A 15151-nucleotide genomic window follows, 5' to 3' on the forward strand; every position below is an offset into this window, starting at 1 on the left:
GCTAAGTTATCGCACTACGTGCCTTAAAAATCTTCTTTTTTTATTCGACCTATTTAAAAATAGGGGCTTCATACCATGAATATAAAAAGTTCTTTGTATATTGCCCTTTCCCCTTTCCTTTTCCCCCCTTCTTGGTAATCGGCATCACCGTGTCAGAAAAGAAAAATTGTACACTTAGAGAATTTACAATAATCCAACTTTTTTCAGGCGCGATAGCAATCCAGTCCGGGTGCTATAATTTTTTTGCATCTGCTTAATAGAAGATTTGAACTCCTCTAGCTTTCCTTGATATTCAGCCAATTCCCGTAAGTCAACTAGATGTGCAACTGCTTGGTCATAAGTTTTGGATTGCTTGAATTCAAGTAACTTATATATATCTGACCATACTTTATCTTGATTTTTAGCTAGAACTTCTAACTTCCGGATTTTTTCCTGTTGTGCTGCTAATTTTTCTCGTTGCTGACGCTGTTGCATTTGCTCATTAGCATTTTCTAGTAACTGGGAGAATGAGCGTCTGTGAGTATCATGATTGCTATCACTTTTGGGAATCTTAAATAGTTCTCGCAGTCGGTTTAGAAGTTGTATTCCAACATTAATTTCACCTGTTGCCACTTTCAAAAGGAAATAGTCTTTTTCCTCTGATGACAAAGCTGTAATCCACTCTTTTATGGGTTCAGTATTTTCTTTTTTATCAATACTTACTTGAGATGCCGATGCAATTAAATCCTGGTCAATATCAAATAACTCTATAAAAGTCTCAATTGCAGCAGGTAGTTTTTTCAAGTTTGCTGGGACAGGTGGTTCAACTAAATCTTCTTCATCTTCCCCTTCTTCAATTGCTATTGAAGCTGCTTTTAACCAAGCCAGGTATAAAACTCGATAATCTCCTTGCAAAATATCATCACGCAACTGCACTAATTGTGCTAGCCATCCCTCCCCTTCTATCCAATCTCCATATTCTTCGTCCTGGATACTAATATCCACAATTACATAGTTTTTGCTCCTTGATACAGTAATTTTATCAGCTAAACAATAAGGTTCAAAAACTGATGGAGCAACCACTGTTTTAGGGAAACGAAACATTAATTGTCGCGTCCCCCAATTCGCCATGTATAACATGATGTCGAAACACTTTTCTAGAACTTCCTTGGGTTCACCTCGAAAGTCTCCATAGCTGTAGGTAAAAATTGCGTTTGTTGCACTCAGTTGTACCCGACTAGATAAACTACTTATATATGCTTGTTCTGATGCAGTTAATGGTCGGTCTAATGCCTGGAATTCGTAATACTGGTACTCGCTCATAGTTTTCTTTATCTTTAATAAAGTATTTAATTTTTAAATATTTGGTATTTGCCAATTAATTTCTGATTGTCCATAAGAAATTAATGCAGAATTAATAGCTGAAAAGGGCTTGCTGCCAAAAAAACCATTGTGAGCAGAAAGTGGTGAAGGATGTGCTGATTGAATTATGATATTTTTGTTAGTATCTATCAGCTTTAATTTCTTTTGTGCATCCTTACCCCACAGCACAAAGATCACAGGTGCAGGTTTCTGGCTAATTTTACTAATTACCACATCTGTAAAAGTTTCCCAACCCTTATTTTTATGGGAATTTGCCATACCTGCTCTGACACTTAGTACTGTATTTAACATCAATATACCCTGTTTAGCCCATGTTACAAGATAGCCATTATTTGGGGTTTCAAATCCAATATCTTGTTTAAGTTCTTTAAATATGTTGCCAAGTGATGGAGGCGGTTTTATCCCTGGTCTTACTGAAAAACATAAACCATGTGCTTGGTTTTCATTGTGATATGGATCTTGTCCCAGCAATACGACTTTTACTTGGTCGTAAGGTGTCAGTTCAAAAGCAGAAAATGTCTCTTCTTTAGCTGGATAGATAGTATAAGATAACCTTTCACTTACTAGAAAATCTTGAAGTTTAGTAAAGTAAGGTTGTTTAAATTCTTCAGCTAGTACTTTCTGCCAATCATTAGGAAATTGCAAATTTATCATTCGATGATTATTTAGCATCTAGACATATTATCCTACATCTCGTAACCTCAACAATTCCGTGTTTTTCACAAATAACTAACACTCTGATGCAATTAGAGAATATCTTCTAAACCTGGAAACAGAGGCGCTTCTTCCCGAGCGTATTTAGCTAGATAATCTCTAAAGGATGTACCACCAGTACCAACATCAGCACCAACTGTTTTTAGTTGTGTAATTCCCAACCCTAGATGAGATTTATGAAATCGCCTTTGCAAATTATCATCAGCACTAAAGCACTTTTACAACTAATTACTTCCTCAATATATATATGGGATTTTTAGTAGTGATTCTCACTAATATCCAACATAGTATTAATTAGCAGTAAAGGTTGAAACGTGTAAGATTCAGGCATATTGATCGATATATTGATTGATATTGTTACTTTTTTATCAGCCAAACAATTTTATATTTCTATTTCTATTTCAAAAATCATTAAATCTGTAGAAATTTGATTAATCTAAATACAATGCTGAACTTTGAAATGCCTCTTCTGGTGTCCCATAAAAAGTACCATTATTAAATAAGCTAGGTTCGTATTTTTCATTACTATAGGTATAAAAAGCCTTTGTCCATTTCTCTTCATTCCCTTTGTACCGCAATCGACACAGATGAATTGGTGTATTCTTGGCTCTCTCTATATATTCAGAGCGTGTTATTTTAAACATTGATAGGTCATCATTGTCTGGTAAAAATGGTTCTTTATAAGCATCTATGTAACAGAAATATCCCTTAAAACGCACATCAATACGTATGTATTTTCCTGCATAATGCTGCTCTGCATAAGCTAATATCCGTTGCTTTGTTCTCTGTTTGACTTGCTCCGGGATTTTTACCCCTCCTGAATGTGGATCGTTTACCCATCCTCTCATGATTAGCTCCTTGGGAATACTGAGGCTGATATTACACTGCAACGGCAGAGATTACAAATCTGAACTTTTTGCAATTCTTATCATTACCTCTACTTTTCCTGGCAGATTCCACAGACTTTCCACAGCTATTTCTGCTGTTTTCCACAGTTGTTTTACAAGATAATCGGCTTCTGTTCACCCAATGGGTATTTTGTCATGTCTGTAGCAATCAGTCTGCTTTACTGAGTTATTATTACGCAACGTAAACAAAACCTACTTTTAACCCTAGCTTTCACGTAATTATTTATTTTTTCTATATTTCTCTTTAACATTTTGCAACATTGACAAACTGAGCCAATCAGCACAAAATAAATCCACTAGCCTTTGCCGCCTGTTCCATTTTGAGCATCAACTAACTGTATAAAACTATTCAGTTGTTAGTGCCAGTGGTTCGGCTAGCATTGAATGGGTGAAACTGTACTTGCACTGTATCACCTCTAGCTTGTTGTCCCTATTGATTTGCTTTTTCTGAAGCTTTTATTATATGAACTCAACCCAAAACATCTTTACTACTCTTCCCGAAACGCTACATCAATCTCTCAATACCTACTTAGAAAAACATCCTGATTGGGATGAACATCGCCTTATTACCGCAGCCATCTCCCTGTTTCTGCTGCAAAATGCTGATGGCGATCGCGGTGTTTCCCAAGTCTATCTCGAAACTCTGTTTCGTCGTGGCTAATGTTATTCCCTAGAAGCCATACTAAATAACAAGGTCAATCAAACTATACACTCAGAAAGATTTTTTCAGTCAGGATTAATGGCAACGAAAAACGAGGTAAAAGCGGAAACATCTACTATTGTAGTATCGCAACTTTCAGATGCAGCAGAAGCCCAACTCGTAGAAAATGCTGAAGATGTGGCTCAACCAATGGAAAATTCCCTGGGTAGTGACGACATCTTAAACTCACTCAAAACCAAGAGGAGCGGGTGATAGTAACCTATAGCCTTATTCTTGAATATCAAATGACAATATTTATACACTAACATTAACTAAATCTACATCAGCAAGCCATATTGTTCTGCTTTGGGCAGATACTTCTTCTAAAGTTGGGGAGCGCCACTCTACCCCATAAAGCCAATTCTCTTTGAGACTAAAAATTCCTTGAATAATACGGCGTGTCGGCCGTTCACCGAAATCAACCTCAACTATGTCCCCCAATCTAAAAGCTGGAGTAGAAACAGTGGGCTTTTTTAGGACATTTGTTGTATGAAATTCTTGTTCAGCTAAGTAGAGAGTTTCATTCTGGCAAACAATTGCATAAATCCATTCTTGTCCTGACCACTCAACACCACAGCAATAACCTGACAAGTCTGAGATTGGCAACAAAACTTTTTCTAACATTTCCACTGCTAATGGAGGCATGGTCTTACCCCACCCAGGAGAAATATGCCAACAGGATTCTAAGGCGGTAATTTGGTTAATCATCTGGGAATATAATCCTCTTCTTTATATATTCACTCCGAAGCATCAGTCTGATCCGGAATATAATTTAAAGGCTTCACTCGCTATAGCCATTTTCTATTTTTAATAGTCAAAACATATTACCAATGCAGTCCTGCCTGAAGTAACCTCTGCTGTAACCTTGTATACCTTTGTTGGTCATCAGTAGAGCGCACCGCTAGAGAGATCGCTTTTTTTGCGCCAACTACGATCGCTAACTTCTTGGCACGGGTCAGCCCGGTGTAAAACAGGTTCCGGGTCAACATCATATAGTGCTGCATATAGATTGGCAGAACTATCACCGGATATTCTGAGCCTTGGCTTTTATGAATAGAAATGCTCCAGGCAAGGGCAATTTCATTAAGGTCAGCGTAATCGTAAACCACAGTCCGCTCACCATACAGTACTGTAACTTCCTGCTCGACAGTATCAATGGTGAGGATTATTCCCAAGTCGCCGTTGAAAACTTCGCGGTTGTAGTCGTTGGTTAGCTGGATGATGCGATCGCCCTCGCGTAACAAATTCCCACCTCTGTTAATCTCCACCTTGTCGGGGGCGGGTGGATTAATCAACTGCTGCAACACGGTATTAAGATTGCGAGTACCTACAACTCCCCGTGTCATCGGGCAAAGCACTTGGACATCAGTGGCAGGATTAAAACCCAGGCGAGGGAGCAAGTCTGTAATCAATTCGCAGATTGCTTGCACTCCATGTTCAGGCTGATGACCTCCACCGTGCCAAATACAATCAGACATGGGATTATCAGAAATTGGCTCGATTGTTGGGTACTGGCCCCGGTTGATTTGGTGAGCAGCAGTGATAATTGCACTTGTTTGAGCTTGGCGGAATACCTGAGTTAACCGCACTACTGGCACGCAACCAGAATTAATCAAATCAGCAAGTATTTGACCTGGGCCTACAGATGGTAGCTGGTCAATGTCACCCACCAACAATAGTAGAGCGCCAGCCAATACTGCTTTAACTAAGGAGTAAGCCAGAAACAAATCAAGCATCGAAGCTTCGTCAGCGATAATTGCCGTGTGGGGCAAAGGATTTTCGCTATCGCGCTTGAAACCCCTTGAGCGGGGGTCAAATTCTAACAAGCGATGAATAGTTTTAGCTTCCAGCCCAGTCATTTCACCTAAACGTTGAGCAGCCCGTCCAGTGGGCGCAGCCAACGCAATAGATTTACCCATTGCTTTCCACAGGCTGACAATGGTGTGAGTTGTGAAGGTCTTTCCAACGCCAGGGCCACCAGTGAGGATCATGATTTTGGAATAGGCTGCTGTTTCTACAGCTTGGCGTTGCTGTTCTGAAAGCTGAATTTTACGGCTAGCAGTAAAGCGGTCAATCCAATCACGCACACGCTCAATGTCAGTGCCAACAGGTTTTTCCAAGCGTTGGCGTATCAGTTGAGCTAAATTCTGTTCCGTATGAAAGTAAGTCGGCTTATAGCAAAGTAGCCTTTTTTCTTCATCCCGCTCTCTAATCAGCTCCTCTACAAGAGCCATATCTTTAATAATGATCGCAACCGCTTCTTCTGTGGGCTGATGAGATTCGGTTGTCAGCAGTTTGATTACCGACTCAATCAGTTCACTTTGTGGCAGGTAACAGTGACCATCTTCGGCAGCTTCACTTAGACAATGGATAATCCCCGCACGGTAACGAAATTCTGAGTCAGGCGCAATTCCAATATTTCTTGCAATCTTGTCAGCAGTTAGAAAGCCAATCCCGTAAATGTCGGCTGCTAACTGATAAGGGTTCTTGGTAACAGTGGCAATCGCTTCATCCTTATATTGCTTGTAAATCTTCACAGCATAAGTGGTAGAAACGCCATGCCCCTGGAGAAACACCATTACTTCTTTGATCGCTTTCTGAGTTGACCAAGCGTTTTTGATTAAAGTAATCCGCTTTTTAGCGATGCCCTGAACTTCAATTAATCGCTCGATCTGGTTTTCGATGATATCGAGGGTTTCAAGTCCAAAGTGAGCTACGATGCGTTTGGCTGTTACTGGCCCAACACCTTTTATGAGTCCACTGCCTAAATATTTCTCAATTCCAGTGAGAGTGGCTGGTTTGGTTTCTTGATAATTGATGACTTGGAACTGTGGCCCAAATTGTGGATGGTCACGCCAGAAACCAATTAGCTGTAGAGTCTGCCCTGGCTGGATATTAGCAAAGCTGCCAACAATTGTTGTTAGTTCAGTGCTACGCGGGCGAGTCAGCCTTGCCACTGTGTAACCCGATTCAGCAGAATAAAAAGTTAAACGTTCTACGACTCCGGTGATGGTTTCCTGTTGAGAGAAGGCGCTTACTTGTTGAGGGGAAAGATTAGGAGGAGTGGACATTGCTTATGATCAGATGCCGCACATTATTATAATACTGGAATTCAGATGAATATAGTACATAAATACTATATATTTTTGAGATTACAGTAATATTAGATGAGAAAGTCAAAAATGCTGCTTCGCTATACGATGACTACGAGCGCAAGCTATGCAAGCTACGCCTCAAAGGTTGGTAAGAGTGAGATGTGTTGTAAAAAACCGTAGATTTTACTCTAATAAAGCTTCAATTTGCCCTAACAACTTCTCTAAAACTTTTGCTTTATTAGGATCTTCCCAGACTTTAGCTTGCTTAATTCGCTGATAGGCTTCCTTCATCCGATTAGGCAGGATATTCGGCTGAGAAGACTTAGGAGGTTGAACTGATTGAATGTAACTTTTGATATCTCTAACTGAAAGATTTTCTTCAATAGTTTTCACTAGAAGTTGATGTCGCTGATCTTCGTCTTTCAATTGAGCGATGATACGGGCTTTGGTATATTCTAGTTGTCCTTGGCGCAAAATTTCTAGAATATCTTTAGGTAAATTTAGTAAAGGTAGGCGATGACTACGAAAACTGTCTGGAGTCACCCTACCTATTACTGAAAATATCTTTTCTACCATTTCCCATTGATTACGAACAACGTTGTTCGTAGTTTCTGTTTTTTGCTTTTGGAGGTTAGCAATATGATTGAGTAGGGAAATAACTTCTCCTTGAGAGCATTCCAAGCGGATAGATAACAGTTGCAAAATAGCTTCAGTTTCCTCAACCGGATTTAAATCTTCCCGTTGCAAATTTTCGAGGAGGGCGACTTGGAAAGCATCTTGGTCATTGAGATGGCGGATAATAACCGGAACTTGCTCCATTCCAAGAGTTTGAGCAGCACGGTAGCGACGTTCACCAGCTATCAATTCATAATTACCGGATTCTAACGGTCGGACAAGCAGTGGCTGCAAGATGCCATGTTCACGGATAGAAGCAACTAGGCTTTCCATTGCTTGAGTTGAAAAATAACGCCGAGGCTGATGAGCCGCTAGGTGAATTTGAGTTATTAATAAAGATTGTTCAATAGATTCGTTTTCCGAAAGTTGAGGATTCTTGGTAACTCCTACTAAGTCCAGGAATTGTTTGGTTTTATTCGGAAATTCCATTTCATCTGCCATTGACAAGCGCCGCTTCGCCATATTACTCCTGTTCTGCCATTTCTCTGGCGATTTCTTGATAAGGTTCAATCAATTTTCTTTCTGTGGTATACCGATGAATTGGTTGACGCGCCAAGTTAGACTCTGGAAACTGAACAGACTTAGGAACTGGTTCAAAAATTTTGACCCCAGGGAGTTTAGTTTTAAGAGTTTTGAGAGCATCTTGGGTCGTGAGTGTACGGTCTGCCATTGTAGGCAAGACTCCTAAAATTTGCAAATTGGGGTGAGTGTCTTCATCACGAAGACTTTCAATAGTTTCCAATAATTGTCGTAAGCCTTCCAAAGCAAAGAACTGACATTGAACGGGGATCAAGACTGCATCTGCTGCCATTAGTGCATTTAGAGTCAACATCCCTAAGCTAGGTGGACAATCAATGAGGATATGAGCAAATTCTTGCCGTAAAGGATTCAATTTCTTTCTCAGGATTCGGCTATTATCTGCCGAGGTCAAAATTTGCTTTTCTCCAGATGCTAGAGATATGTCAGCCGGAATCAGCTTGATTCCATACTCGGTGTCAATAATAGTTTCAGATGCGCTCTGTTTACGATCTGTAAGTACTTCATAGGCAGTCATCTGCCCTGGCTGAATCTTGATTCCTAGACCTGTGGTTAAATTGCCTTGGGGATCAAAGTCAACTACAAGGCAGGAGGAACTTTCTGCCAGCAATCCACTTAGTGCAATAGTAGAGGTTGTCTTGGCTACTCCTCCCTTTTGATTAGTAACTGCGATAATCATATTTTCTTAGTACTATGCGATTTTTGATGAAAAAACATATATATATTAGTTACAGAATGAACTGATTCTATGACAATTTAAGTAGACCGCAAAGATTTTCACAAGTTTTACACCAAAGTAATGAAAAACTAATGTTCCAAATTGCTTGTTACCTAAAAAGCTAACTATACTTTCATTCTGGCGATGAGGAGCGATTTAGTGAAATAAATTGGCGCTTAAAATAAACTTATTTCCCCAAGTCCACATAAAATTTTCTGATGAAATCAAAAGAGCGATCGCCCAAGCCACCTAAACAACAGCCAAAACCCAACGAACCAAGTTCAAAGCTTGACCTTGTTGCTTATAAACCAGTAGATAAACAGCAGCCAATCTCTCAGCCTAACATTACTCCCAGTGTTGATCTGCCGTCAGTTGAGCAGCCAGCCCAAGCAGAGGTAATACCTCTTGTAAGGTCAAAGACAAACGCTGCTGGAAAACCGCAACATTTAGAGAAAAGTAAAGCCAAACGTACCTCTGCTGACAAGAGAAAATCCAAATTACCGCAACAGCCCAAGCAACAGGGTCAATTGACAAAGAGCGATGAAGAAGAAGAAGAAGAAGAAGAAGAAGAGTTACCGCCAGAACCCTGTCAGCACATGCAATTCCTGGATTGCAACTCGGAGGTAGGGCGTGTGATATTCGAGTGCTACCACTGCAAGCAAGGGATAATCAGCGAGTACACTGGAGATCCCGTAATGGGCGAGTACAAAGGACGACCAAAGAGTGATTTTCACAAAGGTAAAATGCCCCAACTGTGAGCAAACAGCGATTAGGCTGGAAGCAAGGGAAGTACTTTCAACAACAGCGATTCCTTCACCTTGGCAGGAATGATGGCACACTCCCTCTTCAAGAGTGATTGGAGAAAGATATTTACGATTGATAATGCAAATGAGATTTTTACACTCAATAATAATTGTACTAACAGCACTGACACTAACTAGTTGCAGCACTACTACTGCTGAACAGTATGAAGCTACAGCACTCACCAGTTACTCCTGGCAAGTTAAGTATGCTAATGATCTAACTAGTCAACCACAGCCACGCATTGAAACCTTTGCTAACACTTCAGTGTTGAATAGGAATGGATTGAAACCGGCAGGAGCAGTTGTTGGCCCAGATGACAAAGGGCTATGGTGGCCTACTGTACCGCCACGACCAAGTGTTGATGAAGTTGAACAACGCAAAAAATCTCAATCCGAGGCAGGCAAACCTGAATTGGTGAAGAATGTAAAGTACAAATTGACTTATGGAGTGGGTAATTCTCAGCAGACACTGCCTGCTAATTATGATGTTTATCGGCAAGTAGTAAAAGCTTACCCCCAAAAAATTCCTTTGGAATTAACTTTGGGTGTGAATGATAATTCAGTTGAGAAAGCTGAACCTGTAATCAAGTAATAACGCACTCATTACTTAGTTAGCAAGAAGTTAAAGATCAAAACTGAATTGCTTTTCAACAAAAAATTGACAGTAAAGTATAAATCAAAAAGTCAACGATGATCTAAATTAATTTTTGCTGCGTTGATAAAAAGATTTCAAAAAATCCTTTTGGGGGCTATATGGGGGCTATATATACCCCAATAATAGCTCAAGGCTTTGGTGAGATTTTGACCCCTATATAGGGTGCATATAGGTGCTAAATGGGGTATATTTGACTGGTTAATATTTTGTACCCCATTTAGCCCCCAAGGGGTTATGATAAGCTCTTGAGATTAGGCAAAAAAGGGGAAGTTATTTTATTCTTCTTTCTCTTGCTCTTGCAGATCACTTCAACAGATAATTTTCACTTTCTCAAAGTGTATTACCTTTGTATTTATGTCAAACATTCACACGTTGCAAAAAATTTTTCCTGCGGGTTTCGATAACGGTTACGGAAGCCTAAAACTTTTAGTCGATGGCTTTGAAGTAGTTCGTGTCCCCAGCTATATAACTAATGCCGAGATGGAAGATGTACCCGGACGAGTAGTTTTTAACGGTACTGCTTATACAGTTGGAGAGTCTGCTTACCGTACAGGAAATTATTTTGACCGAAACACAGACAGTAATGAAAATAAAGTCAACAACGCGTTGCTGACTTTATTGGGTGCATTGGCGCATCTCCCACACCGTAAAGCTTGGCACTTAAAATTAGTCGTCAGCTTACATGATGTTGCTCTGGCATCAGAACTACAAAAAGTACTCAATGGAGAATATCAGCCAATACTTGCTGGCAAACAATCAGACGTGAAAGTAGAAGTGCTGAAAGTTGTACTAGAGGGGATGGGTGCATTATTTGGGCATCCACTGCCAAAAAAATTAACCATTTTAGACTTTGGGAATGGTACGACCCTGTATTCTCGTTACAACCGCGGTCAGCGAGAAGTTCACACTGCTTACCCCATCGGTGTAGAAGTTCTCATCGATGATATTTCCCAAAAAATGAAACATTTGAATGGCGGAAAAATCGGAGACCCATCCAAAATCCGATTTTGTTTGGAAATGGGGCATACTCGATACAGTCGTGACATCGATATCAAAGATATATACAGTGCAAGTTTGAAAGATTGGTATGAAAAATACTTGAAGAAAGTGGTGAATCTGACACTTGATGCCAAGCACCAGGGGGATGAAATCTGGGCGATTGGTGGAGGCTGTCTCTTACCAGGATTTAAGAAGCTGTTGGAGAAAAACGGCTTCAAAATCCTGGACAATCCGGTAGAAGCCAATGTCTTTGGGCTTTTAGAGATGGCAAAGACCATTTCTGCCAAGAATTCAGCATCTACATCTATTAAGTGATCGCAATGGCAGACAAACTTGACTTAACCCCAGAAAAAGTTCGGATCAAAGATAGCTACCGTGAGCGGATATTTGCCGAATCACAGCAACTAGGCAAGAGTTACCTAGAGACGCTCTACTTTATTATTGATTGTTATTTTGCTTTCAGAAAGGGTGCATTTCCCACACAACAAGTAGCTTTCACGCCGACTAATACTGAAGATAACAAACTTATTCAGCCGACTCAAGAGCCATCTATTATCGAAAACCAAGAGGATTCTGATGACCAAACCTTCACTCTTGATTTTGAGTTGTAAGGGAAGTATGGGACTGCTGCTTCTATAGTGCGTAAGTCAAGCGATCGCACGATAGCGTCATCGCTTTCTTTTGCATAAAGAAGACAATTCTAGCACCTCTGTTTGCTAAAGTAATTCTAAGGCGCGTGAAATTCCAAACCATCCAGAGGCATTATAACTATGAGAATACTTCATGGCACCTGGATACCAAACGAGGAAACTGACTTTATTCAGTCAGGGTCTTTTTACTTGTGGGTAGAAACTCAATTATCCCAAAAAAGTTACACCAATAGTCAACAAATTCATCCTGGACACTTGGAAGAATCCCAATTAATCGCCTTTTTAGTAGAAGAATTGGGAATTAAAGAAGACAACACTAAATTTTCCCAACGCATATCTCCTAAATACTTTGCCTTACCAACCACCAATAATCAGCCCCTACCCTCACCAGAATTAACCAAGTATTTAGAAATTGAGTTGACTGATAGCTATGAAGAATTTCAATATTGGCAGATTGATTGTTATGAAACAGTAGTGTCTACCAAAAACGGAACAGCACTTAATATTATTAAACTACTTAAAGATATCCATTTTTTAGCAATATATAATGCCCAGAAGTTTCAAATTGGTTCAGATTTATTATTTTGGTATCATTACACCCAAAGTTTTCAACAAGTAATCCTCAAAGACCAATTTATTCCCGCACTGAAGTATCGACATTTATCAACGGAAAATCCCCACAAAAAAGGCAAAAAAAAGACTGCTAAAGCAGCATTTGAAATTTATGCCACCTGGGAAATTATTTCCGAACAATATGAAGCAAATATTCTTAAATATATTGACTATATGCCACTAATATGTGTGGCAGGTAAAGCAACAGTTAGCTATCCTATTGAGTTTTTTGATCAAGAAACACTATTGCGTCACTTTTCCGAATATGTACTTGACGATTTAGTGACTCACACCCCATCAACAGCCGCTTTTGACAAACAAATTTCTGATTCTCTAATTGAATCTTGCTTTTATCCTCGTCAGCATAACCCACTCACAACAAATACTGCCCTTGAGGAATATCGGCAATGGTTGATGTGGAAAACCAAAATTACCCGCACTCAAGCTGATTCACCTTTTCATCTGTGCTTCCAGTTACATTCTCCTGATAATGAACAAATAGACAATTGGCAAATTCAATTTCTAGTAGCCAGTAAACAAGATCCATCCTTGAAGTTAGCGTTAGCAGACTACTGGACAATGAATCAATTTACCAAAACTGGCGTACATAAAGATTTTGGTAAAGATTTTGAAACAAATTTACTGCTGAATCTGGGGTATGCAGCCAGGATGTATCCCAAACTATGGCTTGGGTTGGAAACAGCGAGTCCAATCGCAATGCAAATTACCTTAGATGAAGCATTTGACTTCCTTCAAGAAAGTGCTTGGGTACTGGAAGACTCAGGATTCAAAGTAATTGTACCTGCTTGGTATACTCCGGCAGGTCGTCGTCGCGCCAAAATTCGCCTCAAAGCATCGGGTAGCAAACTTGCTGCAACGAAAGGGGAAACAAAAAGCTATTTTGGCTTAGACTCACTGGTGGAGTATCAGTATGAGTTGGCAATTGGGGAGCAAACTGTCACACCTATTGAATGGGAACAACTGATTAATGCTAAAACTCCCCTAGTGCATTTTCGCGGTCAATGGATGGAATTAGACCGGGATAAAATGCAGCAGTTACTCGAATTTTGGCAGTCCCACGGTAACGAACAACCCCAGATGACCTTACTGGAGTTTCTACAACGCAGTGCTGAATTGGGGTCAGAATGGGAAATTGAACATGACGAAGCTTTGTCAGAGATGATAGCAAAGCTACAAGATAAAAGTCGCCTAGAACCAATTTCTGAACTTGATAATCTGCAAGGCACACTCCGAGAATATCAAAAGCGTGGTGTTTCCTGGCTACAATATCTAGAAAACTTGGGATTAAATGGCTGTTTGGCAGACGATATGGGTTTAGGTAAATCCGTGCAGGTGATTGCCCGATTAGTGCAAGAGAAGGAGTTACATGAAGCTCTGAAAGTAGGAGGAAAAATTACTTCTTTATCTGCCCTGCCCACACTATTAATTGCTCCGACTTCTGTTGTTGGCAACTGGCAGAAGGAAATTGCCAAATTCGCACCTCATTTAAAAACTATGGTGCATCATGGTAGCACTAGGCTACAAAATCTAGCTGATTTCAAAGCTGCTTGTGAACAAAACGATGTGATAATTAGCTCCTTTACTCTAGTCCGCAAAGATGAAAAGTTATTGAGCGGCATCGAGTGGCAACGTTTAGTACTGGATGAGGCACAAAATATTAAAAATCCGAAAGCTGCCCAAACTAAAGCTATTTTAAAATTAAGAGCTAAACATCGGCTGGCATTGACAGGCACTCCTGTAGAAAACCGCTTACTGGATTTATGGTCAATTTTTAATTTTCTCAATCCTGGTTACTTGGGTAAAGAAGCCCAGTTTCGGAAAATTTTCGAGATTCCGATTCAAAAAGACAATGACCGTGTGAAATCTGCCACCTTGAAAAAACTGGTAGAACCTCTAATTCTGCGAAGGTTAAAAACTGACCAATCTATTATTAATGACTTGCCAGACAAAGTTGAACAAAAACTTTACACTAACCTGACCAAAGAGCAAGCATCGCTTTATGAAGTGGTGGTACTAGATGTAGAAAAACAATTGCAATCAGCAGAAGGAATTCAACGCAAAGGATTGATTCTTTCAACCCTGATGAAATTGAAGCAGATTTGTAATCATCCAGCCCAATTTCTGCAAGATGGGAGTGATTTTTCACCACTACGTTCCCACAAACTCAGTCGGTTAGCAGAGATGGTTGAGGAGGCAGTTGATGAAGGAGAAAGTTTACTTATTTTTAGTCAATTTACGGAAGTGGGTGAAAAGATTGAAAAACATCTCAAACATAGTCTGCATTGCAATACTTACTATTTGCATGGTGGCACTAGTCGCCCACGTCGAGAACAAATGATTACCGAATTTCAAGACCCAAATACAGAACCATCGGTTTTTATCCTTTCCTTGAAAGCAGGGGGCGTAGGTATCACCCTCACGAAAGCCAACCATGTCTTTCACTTTGACCGTTGGTGGAACCCAGCAGTTGAAGACCAAGCAACTGACCGTGCTTTCCGTATTGGTCAAAAAAAGAATGTCTTTGTGCATAAATTTGTTGCCATTGGAACTCTAGAAGAGAGAATTGACCAAATGATTGAAGATAAGAAAAAACTCTCTAATGCTGTTGTTGGTAGCGATGAATCTTGGCTCACCGAATTAGATAATGAAGCCTTTAAGCGGTTGATTTCATTGAATAAGAGTGCAATTTTGGAGTAGATATT

The 15151-nt window shown here is 40.0% G+C and carries 15 protein-coding genes; 7 read left to right on the top strand and 8 right to left on the bottom strand.

Features of this window, described 5'->3' with window-relative positions; all coding sequences use genetic code 11:
* Window positions 1-183 precede the first annotated feature (183 nt).
* From A4S05_RS35785 to A4S05_RS35795, 4 genes are all read right to left on the bottom strand, one after another.
* Window positions 184-1302, bottom strand: a complete 1119-nt coding sequence (locus A4S05_RS35785; RefSeq protein WP_069074502.1) for a hypothetical protein — start codon at window positions 1300-1302, stop codon at window positions 184-186.
* A gap of 33 nt (window positions 1303-1335) precedes the next feature.
* Window positions 1336-2016 (bottom strand): uracil-DNA glycosylase, encoded by a 681-nt coding sequence (locus tag A4S05_RS35790; protein ID WP_069074503.1) that lies wholly within the window; start codon window positions 2014-2016, stop codon window positions 1336-1338.
* A 92-nt stretch (window positions 2017-2108) separates the two neighbouring features.
* Entirely contained in the window at window positions 2109-2270 is a 162-nt protein-coding gene (locus tag A4S05_RS41035; RefSeq protein ID WP_176727208.1) for a hypothetical protein, read from the bottom strand.
* 237 nt (window positions 2271-2507) lie between these two features.
* The gene (locus A4S05_RS35795; protein ID WP_069074504.1) at window positions 2508-2924 is read right to left on the bottom strand and encodes a hypothetical protein; all 417 of its coding nucleotides are present in this window, start codon (window positions 2922-2924) and stop codon (window positions 2508-2510) included.
* Window positions 2925-3447: 523 nt separating this feature from the next.
* On the opposite strand from A4S05_RS35795, the gene A4S05_RS35800 reads away from it, so the two are divergent.
* Together A4S05_RS35800 and A4S05_RS42390 are read left to right on the top strand one after the other, a co-directional pair.
* Window positions 3448-3645: a DUF2811 domain-containing protein gene (locus tag A4S05_RS35800; RefSeq protein ID WP_069074505.1), complete on the top strand. Its 198-nt coding sequence runs from the start codon at window positions 3448-3450 to the stop codon at window positions 3643-3645.
* A gap of 78 nt (window positions 3646-3723) precedes the next feature.
* Complete coding sequence (locus A4S05_RS42390) at window positions 3724-3897, top strand: hypothetical protein (protein ID WP_176727209.1); 174 nt, start codon at window positions 3724-3726, stop codon at window positions 3895-3897.
* A 42-nt stretch (window positions 3898-3939) separates the two neighbouring features.
* Here the strand turns inward: A4S05_RS42390 and A4S05_RS35805 are convergent, their stop codons facing one another.
* The 4 genes from A4S05_RS35805 to A4S05_RS35820 form a co-directional block, all read right to left on the bottom strand.
* Window positions 3940-4392: a DUF1392 domain-containing protein gene (locus A4S05_RS35805; RefSeq protein ID WP_069074506.1), complete on the bottom strand. Its 453-nt coding sequence runs from the start codon at window positions 4390-4392 to the stop codon at window positions 3940-3942.
* Between the two features lie 116 nt (window positions 4393-4508).
* Complete coding sequence (locus A4S05_RS35810) at window positions 4509-6755, bottom strand: SF1B family DNA helicase RecD2 (protein ID WP_069074507.1); 2247 nt, start codon at window positions 6753-6755, stop codon at window positions 4509-4511.
* A gap of 207 nt (window positions 6756-6962) precedes the next feature.
* Complete coding sequence (locus A4S05_RS35815; RefSeq protein ID WP_069074508.1) at window positions 6963-7916, bottom strand: ParB/RepB/Spo0J family partition protein; 954 nt, start codon at window positions 7914-7916, stop codon at window positions 6963-6965.
* Window position 7917: 1 nt separating this feature from the next.
* Window positions 7918-8670, bottom strand: a complete 753-nt coding sequence (locus A4S05_RS35820) for a ParA family protein (RefSeq protein WP_069074509.1) — start codon at window positions 8668-8670, stop codon at window positions 7918-7920.
* A 257-nt stretch (window positions 8671-8927) separates the two neighbouring features.
* Between A4S05_RS35820 and A4S05_RS43965 the strand changes: the two genes are divergently transcribed.
* From A4S05_RS43965 to A4S05_RS35845, 5 genes are all read left to right on the top strand, one after another.
* Window positions 8928-9467, top strand: coding sequence for a hypothetical protein (locus A4S05_RS43965; protein ID WP_069074510.1), 540 nt, complete (start codon window positions 8928-8930; stop codon window positions 9465-9467).
* 130 nt (window positions 9468-9597) lie between these two features.
* Complete coding sequence (locus A4S05_RS35830; RefSeq protein ID WP_176727210.1) at window positions 9598-10104, top strand: hypothetical protein; 507 nt, start codon at window positions 9598-9600, stop codon at window positions 10102-10104.
* Between the two features lie 417 nt (window positions 10105-10521).
* Window positions 10522-11481 carry a ParM/StbA family protein gene (locus A4S05_RS35835; protein WP_069074512.1) on the top strand — a complete coding sequence of 320 codons (960 nt, stop codon included), beginning with the start codon at window positions 10522-10524 and terminating at the stop codon, window positions 11479-11481.
* Window positions 11482-11486: 5 nt separating this feature from the next.
* Entirely contained in the window at window positions 11487-11777 is a 291-nt protein-coding gene (locus tag A4S05_RS35840; RefSeq protein WP_069074513.1) for a hypothetical protein, read from the top strand.
* A 159-nt stretch (window positions 11778-11936) separates the two neighbouring features.
* Window positions 11937-15146 (top strand): DEAD/DEAH box helicase, encoded by a 3210-nt coding sequence (locus tag A4S05_RS35845; RefSeq protein WP_069074514.1) that lies wholly within the window; start codon window positions 11937-11939, stop codon window positions 15144-15146.
* Window positions 15147-15151 lie beyond the last annotated feature (5 nt).

The sequence above is a fragment of the Nostoc sp. KVJ20 genome (assembly GCF_001712795.1).
Lineage (GTDB): Bacteria > Cyanobacteriota > Cyanobacteriia > Cyanobacteriales > Nostocaceae > Nostoc.

Bases quoted from the DNA above. Each gene is read 5' to 3' on its own strand.
- A4S05_RS35805 (WP_069074506.1), bottom strand. From the start codon at position 4,392: ATGATTAACCAAATTACCGCCTTAGAATCCTGTTGGCATATTTCTCCT.
- A4S05_RS35800 (WP_069074505.1), top strand. From the start codon at position 3,448: ATGAACTCAACCCAAAACATCTTTACTACTCTTCCCGAAACGCTACAT.
- A4S05_RS35795 (WP_069074504.1), bottom strand. From the start codon at position 2,924: ATGAGAGGATGGGTAAACGATCCACATTCAGGAGGGGTAAAAATCCCG.
- A4S05_RS35845 (WP_069074514.1), top strand. From the start codon at position 11,937: ATGAGAATACTTCATGGCACCTGGATACCAAACGAGGAAACTGACTTT.
- A4S05_RS35835 (WP_069074512.1), top strand. From the start codon at position 10,522: ATGTCAAACATTCACACGTTGCAAAAAATTTTTCCTGCGGGTTTCGAT.
- A4S05_RS43965 (WP_069074510.1), top strand. From the start codon at position 8,928: ATGAAATCAAAAGAGCGATCGCCCAAGCCACCTAAACAACAGCCAAAA.
- A4S05_RS35790 (WP_069074503.1), bottom strand. From the start codon at position 2,016: ATGATAAATTTGCAATTTCCTAATGATTGGCAGAAAGTACTAGCTGAA.
- A4S05_RS35815 (WP_069074508.1), bottom strand. From the start codon at position 7,916: ATGGCGAAGCGGCGCTTGTCAATGGCAGATGAAATGGAATTTCCGAAT.
- A4S05_RS42390 (WP_176727209.1), top strand. From the start codon at position 3,724: ATGGCAACGAAAAACGAGGTAAAAGCGGAAACATCTACTATTGTAGTA.
- A4S05_RS35820 (WP_069074509.1), bottom strand. From the start codon at position 8,670: ATGATTATCGCAGTTACTAATCAAAAGGGAGGAGTAGCCAAGACAACC.
- A4S05_RS35810 (WP_069074507.1), bottom strand. From the start codon at position 6,755: ATGTCCACTCCTCCTAATCTTTCCCCTCAACAAGTAAGCGCCTTCTCT.
- A4S05_RS35840 (WP_069074513.1), top strand. From the start codon at position 11,487: ATGGCAGACAAACTTGACTTAACCCCAGAAAAAGTTCGGATCAAAGAT.
- A4S05_RS35830 (WP_176727210.1), top strand. From the start codon at position 9,598: ATGAGATTTTTACACTCAATAATAATTGTACTAACAGCACTGACACTA.
- A4S05_RS35785 (WP_069074502.1), bottom strand. From the start codon at position 1,302: ATGAGCGAGTACCAGTATTACGAATTCCAGGCATTAGACCGACCATTA.